Source organism: Legionella spiritensis, from assembly GCF_900186965.1.
GTDB classification, from domain to species: domain Bacteria; phylum Pseudomonadota; class Gammaproteobacteria; order Legionellales; family Legionellaceae; genus Legionella_C; species Legionella_C spiritensis.
In genome coordinates this window covers 2,741,558-2,761,042 of sequence record NZ_LT906457.1, presented here as the reverse complement: position 1 = coordinate 2,761,042, position 19,485 = coordinate 2,741,558, and the positions used below count along the sequence as shown (strand labels likewise).

The following is a 19,485-nucleotide window of genomic DNA, read 5'->3' as shown; positions in this document are numbered from 1 at the left end:
ATGAAAAAATTATGCTTTTTATTGCTGACTATTTTGTTATCGAGTTGCGCGAGTATGCGTTATGGGACTTTTACGGATGTTTCTCGAAATAAGGATGCCTATTTGGCTAAAGATGCCGTATCCCAATTAACCCGTGTTTACCCACCAGCCAGAAATACCTTTTGTATCAGTCAGAGAATTTGTGATGGCTTTGGCATCAAGCTGATTCAGGAGATGCGCAAAAAAGGGTATGGCGTGGTTGAAAAGCCCCAATCAAGGAATAAGGCAAACTTTTTCTATGTGGTGGATGAGGCGGAAATTGGCCGTCTGTATCGAGTCAGTCTTTATATTGGTCGAGAGACTTTAAGCAGGGTGTATGCTGACACCCGCGGCAAGCTTACCCCAATCAGCCCATGGTCACATAAGGAGTGAGACTGATGAATGAAAATAACAATCTGTTATCACCGGATTCCTCGCCACAAAAGCTCACCACAGCAGGCGTTAGACGAGTAAACAACATGCCGTTATTCATTGCTATTGGTGTTTTAACGGTATTCGTTGTGTTGATAGCGCTTGTTGCCCAAAAAAGAGCGAATGCGCAGAACCAAATCACAGAACCAGCAAAGCTAAAAACAGCCAAGAAAAATACCATGAATCTTGCTTACGAGGTTGTGGGGGATCATAAGTCAGGGATGATTGCAGCAAATAGTGCAGTAAAGGCAAATCCTTTGGAACCTTCATTGCCAATGCCTGTGCCGCAGCAACCAACGGTAAAACTTGAAACAGAAGATCAGGCTATACCTGATAATGAAATTGAACGTATTCGCCAGGAAAAGACCCAAGCGTTTGAAGAAGCAGTGAAAGCAAAAACATCCATTATGGTGGAAAACGCTCGCTTGAATGGTAAGGACAATACAGTTGGAAATGATGTAAATGGTGCCAACTCTTTTAAAGAGCAACTTCAAAGTTTACAAGGCATGCAAAAAAGCATGCCGATGCCGCAAACTTTGGGGGGTATCGAGGATGAAAGTCGCTGGCATTTAAACTCAAAACTTGAAAACCCCAACAGTCGCTATGAATTAAGGGCAGGAGGCGTGATTCCAGGGGTGATGGTCAGTGGTATTTCCTCCGAACTACCAGGGCAGATTATCGGCCAGGTGTCGCAAAATGTGTATGACACGGCGACCGGCAGGTATCTTTTAATCCCGCAGGGAACAAAGCTTATTGGCATTTACTCCAGCGATGTAAGTTTTGGTCAGGACTCGGTTTTGATTGCCTGGCAGCGCCTGGTTTTTCCAGATGGGAAAGCATTGGATATTGGTTCCATGCCTGGGGCGGACAGTGCGGGTTATGGCGGGTTTCGAGATCAGGTCAATCACCATTATGCAAGAATTTATGGTTCGGCCCTTTTAATGTCGGGCATTGTTGCGGGCATTACCTACAGCCAAAACGCCAATCAATCCAACCAAATTGGTTACAACCAACCGACAGCTGGCAATGTTTTGAGTGAGGCACTAGGCCAGCAACTGGGTGAGGTGACTTCGCAGCTGGTGTCGAAAAATCTCAATGTGTCACCGACCATTCATGTGCGTCCTGGTTACCGTTTTAATGTCATCGTTGTGAAAGACTTAACCTTTAAACAGCCCTACCGATCGTTTGCGTATTCATAGAGGAGAACACAATGATATTTAGAATTCTGCTGGTTTTGTTATGGTCTTTGAACGTTTTTTCCGATGGCGCACCGGTGTTTGATTTTGCCAATTGGCTGCAAAATGGAAAAATGATAGTAAATCAGGTTAATGAGTACAGAACCCAAATCAATCAATACAATAACCAGCTTCTGCAATACCAGAACATGCTCGACAACACCAAATCCCTGACCTCGTTTCAATGGGATAACGCCAATGGGGTGATTAATAACCTGCTTGAGGCAACCAACACCATTGATTATTACAAACAGGAAGCAGGGAGCCTGCAAGGATATCTCGACCGTTTCCAAAGTCAGGAATATTATCAAAAAACAGCATGCTTTAATGGCAATGGACAATGTTCACCTGAAGAACTCAAAAAAATTAAACAAAACAAAATGGCCGCATCTGTGGCTGAAAAACGTGCTAATGATGCCATGCTCAAAGGTATTGATAAGCAACAGCAGAACTTGAAAAAAGATTCCGAAAAACTACGAGTCTTGCAATCCCAGGCACAAACTGCCGAAGGACAAAAGCAAGCGCTCCAAGCCGCTTCCCAATTGTCCAGCAATCAAGCGCATCAATTATTGCAAATCAGGGGATTATTGGTCGCACAACAAAACGCACAGGCGGTAAGGGATGCTGCGGCTGTAAATAAAGAAGCCATACAGACCGCTGGAGATGAGCGTTTTCGGGCAGGGACTTACCATAAAAGTTCCGGTAAAAAATGGTAGTGCATTCATAACATCAAGGAGAACAAAAATGAAAATCTTAACTTTTTCTTTAGCGCTTTTGGTTGGTTTGCTTTCAGGTTGTGACAGTGCTGAAACCAAGGTGAGGAAAAAGGCGGCGCATCTTGCCTCACTCACCTGTGAAAGTTCAAAACAAGGCCGTACCAAAGAAGAACTGCAAGCGATAGCAGACGCCTGTTTTAAACGCGGCAGTTACTCCAAAAGCTCCGGCATGAAATGGTAATACTATGAAAAAAAAGACGATAACAAGCTTTACCGTATTATTTTTAATTGGATTTTCAGGCATTTGCCACGCCCAGGGTGTTGGTATGGATAGCAGGGATTTACTGGATAACATTCTCTATCGCTTTTCCAATAATGCCTCGATGTGGAGTCATACTATTTTAAGCTATGCGCGTTTCCTGTTCTGGTCATTGGCCACCATCAGCATGGTATGGACTTATGGCTTAATGGCGTTGCGCAAAGCAGATATTCAGGAGTTCATGGCAGAAACCGTGCGGTTTTTAGTGGTGGTCGGTTTTTTCTACTGGATTTTAGACAATGGTCCAGCCATTGCTACCGCCATTATGGACTCTTTACGCAAGCTTGCAGCAAATGCTTCTGGTATCTCGGCTACCGTATCGCCTTCTGATATCGTTGATGTGGGCTTTGATATTGTTTCCAAAGCGATTGATAACTCCTCCATCTGGTCGCCTGCGGCAACGACTGTTGGGCTGATAGTCGCAGGCATTATCCTCATCGTTTTGGCATTAGTCAGTATCAACATGCTCATCATCCTGATTACCGCCTGGATTTTAACTTACGGTGGCATCATTGTATTGGGATTTGGCGGTGGCCGCTGGACGCAGGATATTGCCATTCAATATTACAAAACTGTACTTGGTATCGCATTACAAGCCTTTGCCATGATTTTGATTATCGGCATCGGTAAGTCATTTGTCGATCAATACTATGCGGCTATGGCGAAAGACATTCTCTTAAAAGAAATGTTTATCATGCTGGTGGTAGCCGTTGTATTACTGGTACTCATCAACAAAATTCCACCAGTTTTGGCAGGTATTGTTTCTGGTGGCGGTTCAGGTGGCGGTGGCAGTGGTCTTGGCCTGGGCGGTGCTTTAGGTGCTGCGGGTATTGCAGGTACTGCTTTGGCGGGTGCGGCCGGTGCTGCAAGCGCTCATAGTGCTGGCGGTCTTTCTGCACTGAATGCTGCATTCAAAGCCGCTTCTCAGAGTGTTAGCGCAGGTGACACGGGTGCTGTTTCAGGCAGCAGTTCGGGTTCAAAACTTGGTGGTTTAGCCCAGGCCATGGGACAAGCTTCTAAATTTGCTGGTTCTTTTGGTTCGCACCTGGCTTCAGGAGCATTTGATGTGGCTCGTGACAAAGCTGGCAGCATGAAAGCTTCGTTTTCTGCCAAAGCCTCTGATACCACAGGTGGCAGGATTGCCGATGCCATTTATCAGCGTGCCTCATCTGCCAACAAGGATTCTTCTTCATCTGAAACATCCGCATCTCAAAATGTCACAGCCATGGGTGCGCCAGAAGGCAGTTTTAGTTCTGGAAGCGATGATTTTGGACCTCAAGAAGATTGTGCTGATGAGGTCAGTCAATTTGTCAACCAAAAGGCATCAGGAGACAGTCAATGAGTCTGATGAAGCCCAATAAAGCCATTGGTCCACAAGTGAGGCAAAAGCGTCAGGACAGAGAAAATAAACAGCTGATTCTTTTAGTCGTTCTCTCACTACTCATGAGCATGCTGATTGGCACACAGTATGTGGCTTATAAGTTACATTTTCATGATGGCTTAGGTTCTTCATTAGCCCATGTCTATTTGCCCTGGCAATCCCTCTGGTGGAGCCTGAAATACCATCATTATTACCCGGATTACTTTAATGCGGCTTTTGGTTTGATGGTGATGAGTGGCTGTCTTTTTTTAATACTGATCGTTTTTGTTGGCAAGCATTTAAAAAAAGAAAATGTCAGTGAATACCTGCATGGTTCTGCAAGGTGGGCTAACAGGCAAGATTTAAAAAATGCGGGGCTTATCGGCAATGAAGAAGGCGTGTATGTGGGTGCTTTTGAAGATGAACAAGGTGAGATTCATTATTTACGTCATAATGGACCAGAACACATACTAACCTATGCCCCAACGCGCTCTGGGAAAGGTGTCGGTCTTGTTATTCCTACACTTTTATCCTGGAAACAGTCTTGTGTGATTACCGATTTAAAGGGAGAGCTGTGGGCATTAACCGCTGGCTGGCGTCAAAAACATGCTAGCAATAAAGTTATTCGGTTTGAGCCTGCAACCTTAACAGGTTCAGCCCGCTGGAATCCATTGGATGAAATCAGGGTTGGTACTGAATATGAAGTCGGTGATGTACAAAATCTTGCAACGCTTGTGGTTGACCCTGATGGCAAAGGGCTTGAAACCCACTGGCAGAAAACCTCCCAGGCACTTCTGGTCGGATTTATCCTGCATGCCATTTACAAGCTGAGAAACCAGGGGGAACCGGCCACTTTTCCCAACATTGACAAGATGTTGGTCGATCCGAATACCAATATCGCTGATTTGTTGATTGAAATGACCCAATATCAACATGATGATGGCAAAACACATCCGGTTATCAGTGCCTCGGCCCGTGACATGATTGACAGGCCCGAGGAAGAAGCAGGTTCCGTATTATCCACCTTAAAGTCCTATCTGGCCTTATACCGAGATCCGGTGGTGGCACACAATGTGTCTGCCTCCGATTTCTGTATCAAAGATTTGATGCACCATGACACGCCCGTCAGTCTTTATATCGTCACGCAACCCAACGATAAAGCACGGTTACAACCCCTGGTTCGAGTCATGCTGAATATGGTGGTTCGTCTTTTGGCCGATAAAATGGAGTTTGAGCGGGTAGATGGATTTATAAGAACGAAGAAAACCTACAAGCATCGCCTGTTGTGTATGATTGATGAATTTCCAAGCCTTGGCAAGCTTGATATTTTACAGGAATCCTTGGCCTTTGTGGCCGGATACGGTTTGAAGTTTTATCTCATTTGTCAGGACATCAACCAGCTTAAAAGTCGTGAGCGAGGCTATGGACCCGATGAAACCATTACCTCTAATTGCCATATCCAAAACGCCTATCCACCTAACCGGATAGAAACCGCTGAACATCTTTCAAAACTGACAGGCCAAACCACCATTGTCAAAGAACATATCACCACCAGCGGTAAACGGATATCAACCTTTTTAAGCCAGATATCTAAAACGGTGCAGGAAGTATCCCGTCCACTTTTAACCATCGATGAATGCCAGCGTATGCCAGGGCCAAAAAAAGATGAGAATGGCTTAATTCATGAGGCAGGCGATATGGTGATTTATGTGGCAGGCTTTCCAGCCATTTATGGGAAACAGCCCTTATATTTCAAAGACCCTGTTTTTATTGCCAGAGCATCGGTTGAAGCACCTGTTCAATCAGATATCTTACGTGCCCGTTTAAGTGAAGATGAGGAAATCAGGCTATGAGGAAGTTGACGGCCTGGATTAGCATTTTTTTGCTGAGCATCTTAAGTGCGGTACTCCTTCTGGTGGTTATGGGCTTTAGGATCAACCTGACCGATTCTATCCCTAGTGGACTTTATCGCATAACGGACATTAAGAATCTTAAAAATGCTTTTGTCATATTTTGCCCGGAAGATAAGCCAGCCTTTCAACAAGCAAGAGATAGAGGCTATATCGATAGCGGTCTTTGCCCGGGTAACTATGGCTATTTGATGAAAAAAGTAGTCGCAATCAAAGGTGATAACATCTCTGTCATCGATGAAGGTGTTTTTGTAAACCGTCAACGTATTCCTTTTTCAAAACCCATATCAACAGATGGGATGAACCGTCCTTTGCCGGAATGGCACGCAAAAGATTATCCGCTTAAAGAAGATGAATTGTTGACCATGACCAGCCAAAGCTCGTGGTCCTTTGACAGTCGTTATTACGGCCCTGTCAGCATCAAGCAAATCAAAGGAGTGATCATACCTATATGGGTTAAAAACAACACGGGGGAAAGTGCATGAATAAAGAAAGTAAATTAAATGATGTGATTTCTGAAAAACTGGAGGACTTGATGGTTCCTGGTTTTATCGCTGAGGTCACACCCATCGAGGCAGACATCATGGGCGCCTTTTCTGAGAATGCCTTAAGCGAAATTGATGCTCAGGAGGCAGCCTATGACTAAGTTGTCTCACCACCAGATTGTCGCCAATCAAATCATTGAAAGCTTGAAACTTGGAACCGCTCCATGGCTAAAGCCATGGGAGCCAGGTATTGGTAATGGCCAAATCCCTTTTAACCCTGTCACAGGAAAGCGCTATCGCGGCATCAATGCTTTGTATTTGATGCTGAATCAAACCGGAGACAATCGCTGGCTAACCTACAAACAAGCCCAAAGCATTGATGCACAAGTGAGGAAGGGAGAAAAAGGCACAACCGTTCAATATTGGAAGTTCACCGATGAAAAAGTAAAAAAAGATGAGACGGGAAAACCAATCCTCGATGAGCATGGTAATCCGGTTAAAGTGCAAGTCAACCTTGAAAGACCCAAGGTGTTTTATGCCAGGGTTTTCCATGCCTCACAAATTGATAATATGCCGGAACTCGTTCAAAAAGAACAGGACTGGTCTTTAATTGAAAGAGCGGAAAACTTGCTGATTAATTCTGGTGCTAACATTTTTCATTCGGAAGCCGACAGAGCATTTTACAGGTTATCAACCGACAGCATTCACCTTCCTCCCAAAGAGCAATTTAAATCTGCAGCCCATTATTATGCAACAGCGCTTCACGAATTAGGCCACTGGAGTGGCCATGCTTCAAGGCTTAATCGAGACTTGAGCCATCCATTTGGCAGTGAAGGGTATGCCAAAGAAGAATTAAGAGCTGAAATTGCCAGCATGCTGTTAGGCGCAGAGCTTGGCATCGGTCATGACCCTTCTCAACACACAGCCTATATCAAATCATGGATTCGTGTTTTAGAAGATGATCCGCTGGAAATATTCAGAGCGTCAGCTGATGCGGAAAAGATAGTCAGCCATATTTGCTCATTGGAACAGGTCCAAGAGCTTAATCAAGAGCACTCCATTCAAACCAGGGATGAACAACCAAAAGAGGAAATCCTCATGGAATCCAAACAATCTATCTCTGAGAAAGTCTGGCTTAGTATCCCTTACAAAGAAAAAGACAAAGCAAAATCTGTGGTTGGTAAACTGGCTGATGGTACACCTGCCATTGCTTGGGATAAAGAACAAAAATGCTGGTATGCAAACCCTGGTGTTTCTATTGAAAAGATCAAAGCCTGGCTTCCAGAAAACCAAATTTTGCAAGAAGATAAAGCCCTTTCACCTGCTGATGAATTCAAAGAAGCATTAATCAGCTTAGGCGCCATAGTAACAGGCGATCATCCCATCATGGATGGTAAACCCCATCGAATACAAATGGACGATGATAAACACGGTGAAAAGGCGGGCTTTTATGTGGCCCATTTAGATGGTATTCCCGCAGGCTATATCAAAAATAACCGCACAGGTAGCGAATTAAAATGGAAGTGCAAAGGTTATATATTAACCGATGAGCAGAAATCAGCGCTCAAGGTGCAGGCACTCGAAAATCAGAAAAATCGAGAACTTGAGCTTGATGAAAAGCATAAAAATACCGCGCTCAAACTAAAACATAGGCTATCCAAAATGAAAGAGGCCACCGAGCTAACCCCTTACATGAAATCAAAAGGTATTCAGGTTCACTCCGGTGTTTATACCAGCCCTGCTCATAAAATAACCTGCATCCCTGCAATGGATATTGATGGCAAAATCTGGAGTATTCAATACATCGGTGATGATGGCACCAAAAATTTTGCTAAAGACTCCAGAAAGGAAGGCTGCTTTCATGCATTAGGTGGCTTAGAAAAACTTGCTGATTCGCCTGTTATTGTCATTGCTGAGGGTTATGCAACTGCGGCAACGATAAAAGAAGCCACTGGGCTACCAGCGGTCGTTTCTGCCTTTGATTCAGGAAATCTAAAATCGGTGGCAAAGGCTATACATGAAAAATATCCTAATACCCCGATCATGCTGGCCGCAGATGATGATAAACACCTTGAACAATCAAAAGGTATCAACCCAGGCAAAGAAAAGGCTGGCGAAGCCGCTGATGCTGTTAATGGCTTTATTGTTATACCAATCTTTGCACCAGGGGAGCAATCATCAAATCCTAAGGAATTCAGTGATTTTAATGACTTAGCCAACCTCAGCAAGCTAGGCATCGAGGGTGTTAAACGTCAAATAAAGCCAACGATAGAAAAAATTGCTAGGAGATACAATCAACTGCGCCAATGGCGAGGAAGCAATGTCGTGCATATCGTTTAGATTTAATCTGATTAAGGCGGTGGTCATATAAGTTTTAATCACCGCCAGACATACATTCAACTCTTACGTACCCACCTCACATTTGGTTAAATATCGATCACTTGTGACCCCGACAATAAATTGTTCATTGCCTCGATAATCCTTGACAGCCAACGATTAACCACATTTTTCGCCAAATTTAGACTTAAGGTCAATTAAATTTGCTATAGTGCTTTCATTTTAAAAATGAAAAGGATGAGGCATTGACTGGGATATTCATTGCGGCTGGATTCGCACTAATTTTGTTTTTCCTGGAAAGAGTGTTTCCTCTCAGGAAGCGCAAAAGAGACACGTTTTCCCGTCTGACTGTCAATATTGCAGTTTCCATGACTACCTTTACAGTCGCTTTTCTGCTGATACGTCCGACGACAAGCTTTTTTCTCGGCTGGACCGCCAGCACGCCATTCGGACTAATACGGTGGCTTAGACTCACAGGGCTTTGGGAAACTTTGGTCGGCTTTTTGCTGTTAGATCTTAGCTTCTATTATTGGCATATTACCAACCACAAAATTCCGTTTCTTTGGCGTTTTCATAATGTACATCATATGGATCTCGATCTTGATGTTTCCACAGGTTTTAGGTTTCACCCAGGTGAGGTGGCGCTTTCCACAATCTTTCGAGCTATTCAAGTGGCACTCATCGGCGTATCAGTGAGCACTTTTGTGATTTACGAAGCCATATTTCAGATTGGTACTTTTTTCCATCATTCAAACCTGCGCCTTCCGTTGCGTTTGGAACGGGTACTGAACCTTATTTTCGTAACACCGAGGATGCATGGCATTCATCACTCTAATTTCAAAAAGGAGACAGATTCGAACTACTCCGTTGTTTTTTCGGTTTGGGACAGGTTACACCGGACAATCGGCTTAGGTATATCCCAGGAAGAAATTGATATCGGAGTTCCTGGATATGCGATGAAAAAAGATAACCACTTAAAACAAGTAATGATATTACCGTTTGCCCAACAGCGGGAATATTGGAAGGACGAATCTGGTCATAAACGATTATCCAGGGGAGAAGAGATACGACGCCGAGTCCAGTGGCTGGCAGAATAGGAGCAAAAGTGAATATTTTTACGGCATTTGGGCTCTTTATTGTAGGATTTTCCTTAGTACTTTATTTTGCTGAGAAACTGCTGAAAGGGGCCGTGGGAACTTCTAGGGGATTTGGTATCTCGGCATTTTTCATTAGCGTCGTTTTTATAGGTTTTGACCCGGAAAACTTAGCTGTTGGAGCAGTCGGTACTTTTAACAATATGGCTGGTATTGCCTTAGGTTCCATCATTGGTGCTGCGATGGTAGCTATAGCGCTGGCGTTGGGTATTACTGCATTCATTGCACCCATGCAATTTAAGCGAACACCAAAGCGGATACTCATTTTACCTAATCTTGCCATTCTTCTGTTAGGTCTGTTATCACTCGATGGTGTGCTTTCAAGAATTGACGGCCTGATTTTATTTGTAGGTTTTATTTTCTCCGTAATTTATCTCTTATGGCTTAATAAAAAGGGGTATGACATCAAACCATCTGATGAACTTTTTGAGACCATTGCTCACGCTAAAAAAGAGCATCGATGGAAAGACGCAGGCCTCTTGTTTCTTTCTCTTGCAGCCATTATTGTCGGTAGTGAGTTCATCGTTATGGCATCTAAAACCATGATTCGTTATTTTGGACTTTCCGGTTCCTTTTTCGGAATGATTATTCTGGCTTTTTTAGTCAGCATTGAAGAAATAGTACGAGAATTGCCTGCAGCACTTAAAGGAAGATCTGAGATAAGCTTTGGTAATGTGGTCGGCTCAATTTTTGCGTTTTTCCTGTTTAATGCAAGTATTATTTCCATGATAAAACCTGTAATGGTTAATCAACAAACATTGTTTTTTTACCTGCCTTTTTGTTTATTCACCATGATTGTAATTTCCCTTTTCATGCTAACGCAAAGAATATCGCGATGGATGGGTGGAAGCCTGGTTATTTTGTATTTAATCTTTGCCACAGTAGGTTATTTATTAAATAATATGCAGTGAAATAATTCTTAGGAGACATAAGCCGCATGAGCGAAAAAAATATCAACCCATTTAATCAGTTCGCACAAGATTATGATCAGTGGTTTGACCAACATCAAGCTGTTTTTAAGTCAGAGATTGCAGCGCTTAGGAAAGTCATGCCAAAATCCGGCGAAGGACTGGAAATTGGTGTGGGCTCAGGACGATTTGCCGCGGCGCTTGGAATAAAAACTGGCATTGAATCTGCCAAAAAATTAGGTGAAATTGCTAAATCTCGGGGTATTAATATCTATGAAGGTGTGGCAGAATCCCTGCCATTTGCAACTAATCAATTTGATTATATTTTATTTAATACAGTAGTCTGCTTTCTTGATTCTCCCCAAAAAGCGTTCAGCGAGGCAAAACGTGTCCTTAAATCAAATGGCGTCTTAATCATTGGTATGATTGATAAAAACTCGCCATTAGGCCGTTTGTATGAGACCCAAAAAATGGATAACTCTTTTTACCAGAATGCCCATTTTTATTCAGTAGATGAATTGATGGCATTAATCAATCAATTGGGATTTTCAAAGAAAGAGGTTTATCAAACTATTTTTTCTCCGCTGGATAAGATTGTTACGCCAGAACTCGTTAAACCAGGGTGTGGAGAGGGTGGATTTGTTGTTATCAAAGCAATTAATAGGTTTTATGACGTTGATAGCGGTATTAGTTAGTGGCTATAATGCTTAATGATTGTATTGATATAAAATGAACTAAAAAAGATGAATAAAGAGAATACTAAAATTCATTGGGAAAGTATTTACACTGAAAAACTTCCTCAAAATGTAAGCTGGTACCAACAAGAACCGACTATTTCATTAAAAATTATCCGGTGTTTCAGCGATAAAAATGCGCGAATCATTGATGTTGGCGGTGGTGCATCCATTCTAGTTGATCACTTACTGAAATCAGGATATTCAAATCTTGCAGTATTGGATATATCCGGTCAAGCGATTGAACATGTAAAAAATAGACTTTCCGACCAGGCAACAACGATCGAATGGTTTGAGAAAGATATTACTGCATTTATACCTCCTCATACTTATGATATCTGGCATGATCGCGCCGTTTTTCATTTTTTGACAGACATAAAATCAAGGCAATTGTACGTTAATGTACTCAAAAATACTGTAAAATCAGGTTCGCATATTATTATTGCAACATTTGCTAAAGACGGTCCCCAAAAATGCAGTGGACTTGACATCGTTCAATATGATAATCCCTCCATACAGTATGAGCTTGGTAATGAATTTATCTTATTAGACAGTCAATTTGAGACGCATATTACTCCAGCGGGAAAGGAGCAACGTTTCATTTATTTTGTTTTTCAACGTAAATAATATTTTTTGCAGTCAATGCATTGGAAAAGAGTCAAACTCGCATGGTAAAAACAGCATTAAATAATGATGAGCCAGTTCAGATATAATGCTAAGTGGTTATTTAAAAGGATTGCGGTTAGTAGTTCCATTCACGCAAAAATTTACTGCTTATCAATATAGAACTTTATGGAATTGGGGCGCATGAAAATTTTTATTGGGATATCAAAAAAAATAAGGGGAGCATGACTCGCATGAAGCATATCAGACTGTCTAAAATAGAAAAAATGAGCCTTTTTAAGGTTATTCTTACTGTTATTTTTTTCTTCACAGAAATAAACGCCTATGCAGGCATGGAATCCTATCATATTAAATATCATAAAGATTCCAAAATAAAAAATGTATCTTTATCCAATATCGAGATATTAATAGAGTTCCATCGTAATGGAAATTCAATTGGGAGAATTACTACAAAAACAAGTAATACTCAAGATATTAAGATAGATAACACCTATGGAAAAAATTTGATTATTCATATCCTATCAATGAATATAGATGGAAAAAGGATAAGATGCTGGGGTGTATCAACACGTAAAACAAATACCATTGAGATTCAGTGTGATAAAGTTGTTTCATTGAAAAAGATGGAAGAAGAAACTAAGCCCTTTGATTCAATTAATTGAGAAAGGAATGCGACAAGCAATAATTCTCCTCAGTTCTTTTGATTATGTCTTTTGGTTTTAAAACCCCATGACTTAGAAAGAATAAAAAAATCCAGGATTGCTGAGCTAAAATACTGACTATTGACACAGAGAATCATGTAGCATGACACTATAAAGCACTAAAATCATCAGGGAAAAAACCAAAATGACAAATAAAATTCGCGGTAAAGTAAAATGGTTTAATGAAGGCAAGGGCTTTGGCTTTATTGAAAGTAGTGGCAAGGATTATTTTGTCCATTTCAGTGCCATACAAAGTAGCGGTTTTAAAACCCTTCCCGAAGGGGCAACCGTTCTGTTTAAAGTAGGCAAAGGACAAAAAGGGCCGCAAGCAGAGGACGTTGAACTCGTTAAATAATTAAATAACCAAATCAAGGAGGAAGGAAGGTGAATAAACGAATTGCTTTAGTAACGGGAGGAACTGGTGGCATTGGAACAGCCATATGTCAAGAAATGCAAAACCTCAATTATCAAGTGATTGCTTGCTACTTCAAACATGGCCATCACGAATTAGCAAGAGAATGGCAGAAAAAACAATCCATGCAAGGATTTGATATCGACATTGCCTATGCGGATATTTCTTCCTTCAATGATTGTGAAAAATTAACGGATTTGGTGATAGAGAAGTACGGCAAAATTGACGTTCTAGTTAATAATGCAGGCGTTACCCATGATGCCAGCTTGAAAAAAATGACACAGGAACAATGGCAAGAAGTCATTAATGCCAATTTAACTAGCGTTTTTAATATGACGAAAACCGTATTATCCAACATGTTGGATAATGGTTATGGGCGTATTATCACAATCTCCTCCATTAATGGGCGCAAAGGGCAGTTCGGACAATGTAATTATGCCACCAGTAAATCGGCGTTATATGGTTTTACCAAAAGCCTGGCGCAAGAAGTCGCAAAGAAAGGAATTACCGTGAACACGGTCTCCCCTGGCTACATTAATACGGAGATGCTTGCCGCGATGAGGGATGATGTTTTAGAAGCCATTGTCGCTCAAATTCCTGTGGGGCGATTAGGCAAACCTCAGGAAATTGCTCGGGTCGTTGCTTTTCTTGCTGATGAACAAAGTGGCTTTATCACGGGTGCTAACTTTGATATCAATGGTGGACAATACATGTAATTACTAAATGACCAAGAATACTTTTAAAGAAAAAATGACTTTTGGTTTATTAGCCCTTAATATTGTAGCCGCTATCCACATAAAGAGTCTGACCAGTGATGGAGGCGGCTTTATCGGATACCAAAAATGAGGCTGTTTCACCAATGTCCTCTATTGTAACCAGTTGATGCAAGGGCGCTTCCTTTGCTGCCTGTTCCATCAGCGTATCAAAATCAGCTAAACCTGAGGCTGCACGAGTGCTTATTGGCCCTGGAGAAATGGCATTGACTCGAATCTTTTTACTGCCAAGTTCCATGGCGAGATAGCGTACTGAGGTTTCCAAAGCCGCTTTAACAGGCCCCATGAGATTGTAATTTTTGACCACTTTTTCGGCACCATAATAACTCATGGTTATGATACTCCCTCCATCGACCATCAGTGGTTCAGCGGCTTTTGCCAATCGGATGAGCGAATGACAAGAAATATCCATCGCCATCATGAAGCCGTCTTTCGAGCAATCGACAACACGACCCTGTAAATCAGTTTTTGGGGCAAAGGCAATCGCATGGATAACAAAATCAAGACGACCCCAGCGGTCTTTTATTTTCTGAAATAGGGCATCAAATTGTTCCTTATCCGTCACGTCCAAAGGCATAACAATAGGAGATGAAACTTTTTCAGCCAAAGGCTGTACATAGCCCCTGGTTTTCTCATTTTGATAGGTGATTGCCAATTCGCCGCCCGCTTCATGCAATGCTTTAGTACAACCCCAGGCGATGGAGTACTCATTGGCAATTCCAACAATCAATCCTTTTTTATTCTCCATCAGCTTTTACTCCCGTTTGACGCTCAAGAAGTGACATGGTATGAATTGCCATCATGCGCTCTTCGTTAGCTGTAACAACCCGTGTTTCAAAAGGTTTAAGAAATTTCAAATGACGCAAGATAGTGTTTCGCACAAAGGCTGAGTTCTCACCAATACCGCCCGTAAACACGATGGCATCCATCCCACCCAGGGTTACTGCCATCATCCCCATGAATTGGGCAGCTTTAAGGCAGAAATAATCTAATGCAAATTGTGCCCTTGTATCCTCACTGTCTTGCAAGATTTTCACATCATTGCTTAAGCCTGATAAGCCAAGAAGTCCAGATTCATTATAAAGAAGACGCTCAACCTCATCGGTAGATAAGCCTAAATGACGCATCATAAACGTCACAGCGCCGGCATCAAGGCTCCCACAACGAGTTCCCATGGGTAATCCATCCAAGGCAGTCATGCCCATCGTCGTATCAATACTTACTCCATTACGCATCGCGCACAAACTTGCTCCATTGCCAATATGGGCCGCAATAAGCCGTCCCTCAACTAATGACGGCTCATATCGCCGCAAGGTGTGAACAATCCATTCATACGATAATCCATGAAACCCATAACGACGAACACCTTGCTCCCTTATCTTTTGTGGCAATGCATACTCGGTGAACAAAGCCTTATGATGGGCATGAAACGCTGTATCAAAACAAGCAATTTGAAGTACCTCTGGCTTCAGAGTACTGATGAGCTCAATGGCTTTGAGATTATGGGGTTGATGTAAAGGAGCCAATGGGGCTAATGCCCATAATTTCTGCATGACATGTGGATTGACTATCACACTGTTTTTAAAGAGGGTCCCGCCATGGACAACGCGATGAGCAACTGAAGTCACCTGCCATTGTTCACTCCACTCCTCAATCCAGTCCCAAATACGGCATAAAGCCTCTTCGTGCGAGCAATTATCAGAAAGTATTTTTTTGTCAGCCTGCTTATTCTCAGGGTTTAGTATGGCATCGGTGGTTATAAAGGAAGGTCTCCCGCCAATATCAGCCACCTTCCCTTGAACTAAAAGTTGTGGGTTTAATTGTCTTGAAAAAAGCTGAAATTTGACGCTGGAAGAGCCCACATTAATCACAAGAATACTGGCTGCTTTGATTGCAGTCATTTGATTCGTCCTTCCTTTCGAGCTGCCGCCAGTTTAACAGCCAGGGAACAAGAGAAAAGCCGCGTTCGAAGTGAGTCTGCTCGGCTCACCAGAATGATTGGAACACGAGCACCCAAAACAATTCCGGCAGCATCCGCATGACCTAAAAAAGTCAATTGCTTGGCCAAAATATTCCCAGACTCGATTTCAGGAACCAAAAGAATATCCGGATCGCCTGCCACAGAAGAAATAATCCCTTTTTCTTTGGCTGCCTCCTTGTTAATCGCATTATCAAAAGCCAAGGGACCGTCAAGAATGCCATCATTTATCTGTCCTCGGTCAGCCATTTTGCATAAAATAGAGGCATCGACAGTGGCTTGCATCTTAGGGTTGACGGTTTCGATGGCGGCAAGGATGGCTACTTTGGGCTTCTTGTCCTCGCCAAACAATACTCGCCAAAGATTAATGGCATTTTGGCAAATGTCCGCTTTGTCGGTGGCAGTAGGGGCAATATTAATCGCAGCATCTGTAATGATGAGTGGTTTGTGGTACGAAGGGATATCCATGACGTAGGCGTGACTCACACGATGTTGCGTGCGTAAGCCCGAGGCGGTGGGTACAATAGCCCCCATTAATTCATGAGTGCTTAATGAGCCTTTCATGATGGCATCAATCTCGCCGGAAGCTGCCAATTCGGCAGCCTTGCTTGCTGCGGCATCGCTGTGTTCTGTATCAATCGTTTCCCACTGTGATAAATCAATACTTGCTTCCAAAGCTGCAGTCTTCATCTTGACCAAAGGGCCAATCAAAATGGGAATAATGAGTCCTGCTTTTACCGCATCGTTCACCGCTTCCATGACACTCATACTAACCGGATGCACAATGGCCGTGCGAACAGCACTCATACAGCGACACGCTTTGATTATCGCCTCGAAGCGATCGTGGTTATGTATTTCTATAGACGGTAAATGAGTCCGTGCAACCCGTACTTTTTTCGTTGGCGCAAGCACGGTTGCCAAGCCCTCGATGACTGTTTCTCCGTGCTGATTTACACCCTTGCAATTAAAAATCACACGGGGCTTATTCGCACCCTTGTCCTTGACGATGATGGTAATGGTGAGAGTATCCCCTAAACGCACTGGCTTTTTAAATTGAATGTCCTGTTTAAGATAAATGGTGCCTGGACCAGGTATAACAGTACCAAGAAGTGTTGAAATCAGCGAGCCAGACCACATGCCATGACCCACAATACCATGAAAAATATCGCTTTGGGCAAACACCGGATCCATATGAGCAGGATTCACATCACCCGACATGGCAGCAAATAAATTGATGTCGTCTTGAGTGAGTGTTTTACTTAGACTCGCTTGACGGCCCTCCGTAAGCTCATCAAAAGTCACATTCTCAAGAAACTCCTTGTCCATTTTTCTTCCCTTTTATTTCTGCAGTACATAAGTACCTGGTGCAGCGGGTAGTGAGGTATTCATGACCAGTGGAGGGACGCGTTTTTTAGCCGATTGCTGCACTAACCAATCATGCCATTCTTGCCACCAGGAGCCTTCTTGTTGTTTTGCGATCGCAAGCCAACTCGTAGGATTGAGGTAAGCATCACCTTTCTTGCTCTCATGAACCCGATAAGAACGCCCCGGATGACCCGGTTCACTCACAATCCCTGCATTATGTCCGCCGCCGGTGAGAACGAAGGTAATATCACCCTCCGTCATCAGGTGAATTTTATAAACAGACTGCCAAGGCGCTACGTGATCTTTTTCAGTACTGACTACAAAAAGTGGCAACTGGATATTCTCAGCAGCCACTGGCTTTCCTTCCACGGTATAACGACCTTCTGCAAAATCATTGTTTAAGAACAATTGTTCAAGGTATTCACTGTGCATTTTATAAGGCATTCGGGTGGCATCCGCATTCCAAGCGGTTAAATCAATCATCCCACGCCGCATCCCGTGCATGTAGTCCTGAACCATTTTGGACCAAATCAAATCGTAGGCACGCAACATTTGAAAGGAACCGGCCATTTGTTTGGTATCAAGATACCCTTGTTCTCTCATCATGTTTTTAAGGAAGGCCACTTGGCTTTCAGTAACAAAAAGCATTAATTCCCCGGCTTCAGTAAAATCCCCTTGGGCTGCAAGAAGGGTGAGGCTATTTAAGCGTTCATCCTTATCTCTACTCATCGCGGCCGCCGTAATCATGGCGAGCGTGCCGCCTAAACAATAGCCCATCAGATTAATTTTTGTTTGAGGAAGAATGGCTGATACCGCATCAATCGCAGCCATGGCGCCTTGGCGATAATAATCATCCATTCCTAAATCACGATCCTCTTTATCTGGATTGCGCCAGGAGATGATGAACACGGTATGCCCTTGTCTAACAAGCCACTTTACCAAGGAGTTATGGGGGGATAAATCGAGAATATAGTATTTCATAATCCAGGCAGGCAGGATTAGTATTGGCTCTTTATACACGGTTTTAGTCTGAGCTTCGTATTGAATCAACTCAATTAAATGATTTTGAAATATTATCCGTCCTGGGGTAATCGCCACTTGTTTGCCAGGGATAAAATGTTCAGAGCCTGTAGGAGGTGCGCCTGTTAGCTTTTCTAAGGAGTCTTCCATAGCGATTTGGCTGCCTTGAATGAGATTAAATCCCCCGGTGCGAATGGCTTCATGGAATAAATCAGGGTTAGACCAAACACAATTGGAAGGCGATAGGGCATCGAGGAATTGGCGTGCCCAGAACGAAACGGTACGCTCCACCTGGTCGGGTAATCCTGGCACATGAGTTGTGGCGTGTCGCCACCAATCCTCCACCTGCAAAAATCCTTCAGCATATAAACGCCAAGGCATAGGCTGCCAACTGTCTTTTTTGAAACGTACGTCTTTGCCACCGGCAGCACGCTCAACACAAATGATGTTATTAATGCAATCTTTAGCATGAAAAACAGGATAAAAGGCCAGTTCCCATAATACTTCTGGGGATTGTGCTAATTGCCAAAGCCAAGTGGAGTAGGAAGAGCCTATCGCTGCAGGACTTATCCCTGAAGTCCATTTAGCAAGGTTTGCTTGAAATAACTGACCGAAAAGAGCAAAGAAATTATCTGTAGTATCTGCATCATCGGGTACACAGCAAGAGCCTATAGGTTCTGAAGATTCTTCCTGCTTAGTTAATATAATTTTCTTGGGGCAGCATTCCTTTTCTAGTCCGTTCATCACCGATATCCCTGGTATTAAGCTATAGAATCAATAAAATATAGTAAATCATAGCACAAAATTTAACCCGCCATTTCATTTTCAAAAAGTTCTGTTGGTTAAAACAGTTGAAGCCAATCGTCAAACATTCAATGAAGATAATGGGTTTAATAAAGAATGAGCAACTGATGTGCGAGATGATTCGTTCCTCAACAAAGGTGTTTAGGAACGGGCGAAATGACTTCATGGAACAAGTGTTTGAATCACTCTACGGTGGGGAT

Annotated in this window: 20 protein-coding genes; 16 read left to right on the top strand and 4 right to left on the bottom strand. The window is 42.8% G+C overall.

Going from position 1 to position 19,485, the window contains the following annotated elements:
- The 16 genes from CKW05_RS12465 (at window position 1) to phbB (ending at window position 14,061) form a co-directional block, all read left to right on the top strand.
- Complete coding sequence (locus CKW05_RS12465; protein WP_058483175.1) at window positions 1–411, top strand: conjugal transfer protein TrbH; 411 nt, start codon at window positions 1–3, stop codon at window positions 409–411.
- A gap of 5 nt (window positions 412–416) precedes the next feature.
- A complete protein-coding gene (locus tag CKW05_RS12460) occupies window positions 417–1,649 on the top strand; it encodes a TrbI/VirB10 family protein (protein WP_058483176.1) in 1,233 nt (410 codons plus the stop codon).
- Between the two features lie 11 nt (window positions 1,650–1,660).
- Window positions 1,661–2,401 (top strand): P-type conjugative transfer protein TrbJ, encoded by a 741-nt coding sequence (trbJ, locus tag CKW05_RS12455; RefSeq protein ID WP_058483177.1) that lies wholly within the window; start codon window positions 1,661–1,663, stop codon window positions 2,399–2,401.
- A 28-nt stretch (window positions 2,402–2,429) separates the two neighbouring features.
- Window positions 2,430–2,642, top strand: a complete 213-nt coding sequence (locus tag CKW05_RS12450) for a hypothetical protein (RefSeq protein WP_058483178.1) — start codon at window positions 2,430–2,432, stop codon at window positions 2,640–2,642.
- A gap of 4 nt (window positions 2,643–2,646) precedes the next feature.
- Window positions 2,647–4,062 carry a P-type conjugative transfer protein TrbL gene (gene trbL, locus CKW05_RS12445; RefSeq protein WP_058483179.1) on the top strand — a complete coding sequence of 472 codons (1,416 nt, stop codon included), beginning with the start codon at window positions 2,647–2,649 and terminating at the stop codon, window positions 4,060–4,062.
- Window positions 4,059–5,933, top strand: coding sequence for a type IV secretory system conjugative DNA transfer family protein (locus CKW05_RS12440; RefSeq protein ID WP_058483180.1), 1,875 nt, complete (start codon window positions 4,059–4,061; stop codon window positions 5,931–5,933). Before trbL ends, CKW05_RS12440 begins: the two co-directional genes overlap by 4 nt.
- Window positions 5,930–6,475, top strand: coding sequence for a conjugative transfer signal peptidase TraF (traF, locus tag CKW05_RS12435; RefSeq protein WP_058483181.1), 546 nt, complete (start codon window positions 5,930–5,932; stop codon window positions 6,473–6,475). The genes CKW05_RS12440 and traF overlap by 4 nt, the downstream gene beginning before the upstream one ends.
- Window positions 6,472–6,636 (top strand): hypothetical protein, encoded by a 165-nt coding sequence (locus CKW05_RS15455; RefSeq protein WP_058483182.1) that lies wholly within the window; start codon window positions 6,472–6,474, stop codon window positions 6,634–6,636. The genes traF and CKW05_RS15455 overlap by 4 nt, the downstream gene beginning before the upstream one ends.
- Window positions 6,629–8,815 (top strand): zincin-like metallopeptidase domain-containing protein, encoded by a 2,187-nt coding sequence (locus tag CKW05_RS12430; RefSeq protein ID WP_058483183.1) that lies wholly within the window; start codon window positions 6,629–6,631, stop codon window positions 8,813–8,815. The genes CKW05_RS15455 and CKW05_RS12430 overlap by 8 nt, the downstream gene beginning before the upstream one ends.
- A gap of 242 nt (window positions 8,816–9,057) precedes the next feature.
- Window positions 9,058–9,909 (top strand): sterol desaturase family protein, encoded by an 852-nt coding sequence (locus CKW05_RS12425; protein WP_058483184.1) that lies wholly within the window; start codon window positions 9,058–9,060, stop codon window positions 9,907–9,909.
- A gap of 8 nt (window positions 9,910–9,917) precedes the next feature.
- Complete coding sequence (locus CKW05_RS12420; protein ID WP_058483185.1) at window positions 9,918–10,877, top strand: sodium:calcium antiporter; 960 nt, start codon at window positions 9,918–9,920, stop codon at window positions 10,875–10,877.
- Between the two features lie 26 nt (window positions 10,878–10,903).
- Window positions 10,904–11,569, top strand: coding sequence for a class I SAM-dependent methyltransferase (locus CKW05_RS12415; protein ID WP_058483186.1), 666 nt, complete (start codon window positions 10,904–10,906; stop codon window positions 11,567–11,569).
- A 48-nt stretch (window positions 11,570–11,617) separates the two neighbouring features.
- Window positions 11,618–12,235, top strand: a complete 618-nt coding sequence (locus CKW05_RS12410) for a class I SAM-dependent methyltransferase (protein ID WP_058483187.1) — start codon at window positions 11,618–11,620, stop codon at window positions 12,233–12,235.
- A 230-nt stretch (window positions 12,236–12,465) separates the two neighbouring features.
- On the top strand, window positions 12,466–12,894 hold the full coding sequence (locus CKW05_RS12405; RefSeq protein ID WP_027220164.1) for a hypothetical protein: 429 nt from the start codon (window positions 12,466–12,468) through the stop codon (window positions 12,892–12,894).
- Between the two features lie 184 nt (window positions 12,895–13,078).
- Window positions 13,079–13,288 carry a cold-shock protein gene (locus CKW05_RS12400; protein ID WP_010652810.1) on the top strand — a complete coding sequence of 70 codons (210 nt, stop codon included), beginning with the start codon at window positions 13,079–13,081 and terminating at the stop codon, window positions 13,286–13,288.
- Window positions 13,289–13,317: 29 nt separating this feature from the next.
- Window positions 13,318–14,061 carry an acetoacetyl-CoA reductase gene (phbB, locus tag CKW05_RS12395; protein WP_058483188.1) on the top strand — a complete coding sequence of 248 codons (744 nt, stop codon included), beginning with the start codon at window positions 13,318–13,320 and terminating at the stop codon, window positions 14,059–14,061.
- Window positions 14,062–14,110: 49 nt separating this feature from the next.
- Here phbB and fabI read toward each other — a convergent pair whose 3' ends face one another.
- From fabI to CKW05_RS12375, 4 genes are read right to left on the bottom strand one after another with little or no spacing between them, the layout of a single operon-like run.
- Complete coding sequence (gene fabI, locus CKW05_RS12390; RefSeq protein ID WP_058483189.1) at window positions 14,111–14,866, bottom strand: enoyl-ACP reductase FabI; 756 nt, start codon at window positions 14,864–14,866, stop codon at window positions 14,111–14,113.
- Complete coding sequence (locus CKW05_RS12385) at window positions 14,856–16,019, bottom strand: acetate/propionate family kinase (RefSeq protein ID WP_082642756.1); 1,164 nt, start codon at window positions 16,017–16,019, stop codon at window positions 14,856–14,858. Before CKW05_RS12385 ends, fabI begins: the two co-directional genes overlap by 11 nt.
- Entirely contained in the window at window positions 16,016–17,422 is a 1,407-nt protein-coding gene (locus tag CKW05_RS12380; protein ID WP_058483190.1) for a bifunctional enoyl-CoA hydratase/phosphate acetyltransferase, read from the bottom strand. The genes CKW05_RS12385 and CKW05_RS12380 overlap by 4 nt, the downstream gene beginning before the upstream one ends.
- A gap of 12 nt (window positions 17,423–17,434) precedes the next feature.
- A complete protein-coding gene (locus tag CKW05_RS12375) occupies window positions 17,435–19,225 on the bottom strand; it encodes a PHA/PHB synthase family protein (RefSeq protein ID WP_058483191.1) in 1,791 nt (596 codons plus the stop codon).
- Window positions 19,226–19,485 lie beyond the last annotated feature (260 nt).

Coding starts and splice junctions, on each gene's coding strand:
- CKW05_RS12465 (WP_058483175.1), top strand. CDS start 1: ATGAAAAAATTATGCTTTTTATTGCTGACTATTTTGTTATCGAGTTGC.
- CKW05_RS12460 (WP_058483176.1), top strand. CDS start 417: ATGAATGAAAATAACAATCTGTTATCACCGGATTCCTCGCCACAAAAG.
- trbJ (WP_058483177.1), top strand. CDS start 1,661: ATGATATTTAGAATTCTGCTGGTTTTGTTATGGTCTTTGAACGTTTTT.
- CKW05_RS12450 (WP_058483178.1), top strand. CDS start 2,430: ATGAAAATCTTAACTTTTTCTTTAGCGCTTTTGGTTGGTTTGCTTTCA.
- trbL (WP_058483179.1), top strand. CDS start 2,647: ATGAAAAAAAAGACGATAACAAGCTTTACCGTATTATTTTTAATTGGA.
- CKW05_RS12440 (WP_058483180.1), top strand. CDS start 4,059: ATGAGTCTGATGAAGCCCAATAAAGCCATTGGTCCACAAGTGAGGCAA.
- traF (WP_058483181.1), top strand. CDS start 5,930: ATGAGGAAGTTGACGGCCTGGATTAGCATTTTTTTGCTGAGCATCTTA.
- CKW05_RS15455 (WP_058483182.1), top strand. CDS start 6,472: ATGAATAAAGAAAGTAAATTAAATGATGTGATTTCTGAAAAACTGGAG.
- CKW05_RS12430 (WP_058483183.1), top strand. CDS start 6,629: ATGACTAAGTTGTCTCACCACCAGATTGTCGCCAATCAAATCATTGAA.
- CKW05_RS12415 (WP_058483186.1), top strand. CDS start 10,904: ATGAGCGAAAAAAATATCAACCCATTTAATCAGTTCGCACAAGATTAT.
- CKW05_RS12410 (WP_058483187.1), top strand. CDS start 11,618: ATGAATAAAGAGAATACTAAAATTCATTGGGAAAGTATTTACACTGAA.
- CKW05_RS12405 (WP_027220164.1), top strand. CDS start 12,466: ATGAAGCATATCAGACTGTCTAAAATAGAAAAAATGAGCCTTTTTAAG.
- CKW05_RS12400 (WP_010652810.1), top strand. CDS start 13,079: ATGACAAATAAAATTCGCGGTAAAGTAAAATGGTTTAATGAAGGCAAG.
- fabI (WP_058483189.1), bottom strand. CDS start 14,866: ATGGAGAATAAAAAAGGATTGATTGTTGGAATTGCCAATGAGTACTCC.
- CKW05_RS12385 (WP_082642756.1), bottom strand. CDS start 16,019: ATGACTGCAATCAAAGCAGCCAGTATTCTTGTGATTAATGTGGGCTCT.
- CKW05_RS12380 (WP_058483190.1), bottom strand. CDS start 17,422: ATGGACAAGGAGTTTCTTGAGAATGTGACTTTTGATGAGCTTACGGAG.
- CKW05_RS12375 (WP_058483191.1), bottom strand. CDS start 19,225: ATGAACGGACTAGAAAAGGAATGCTGCCCCAAGAAAATTATATTAACT.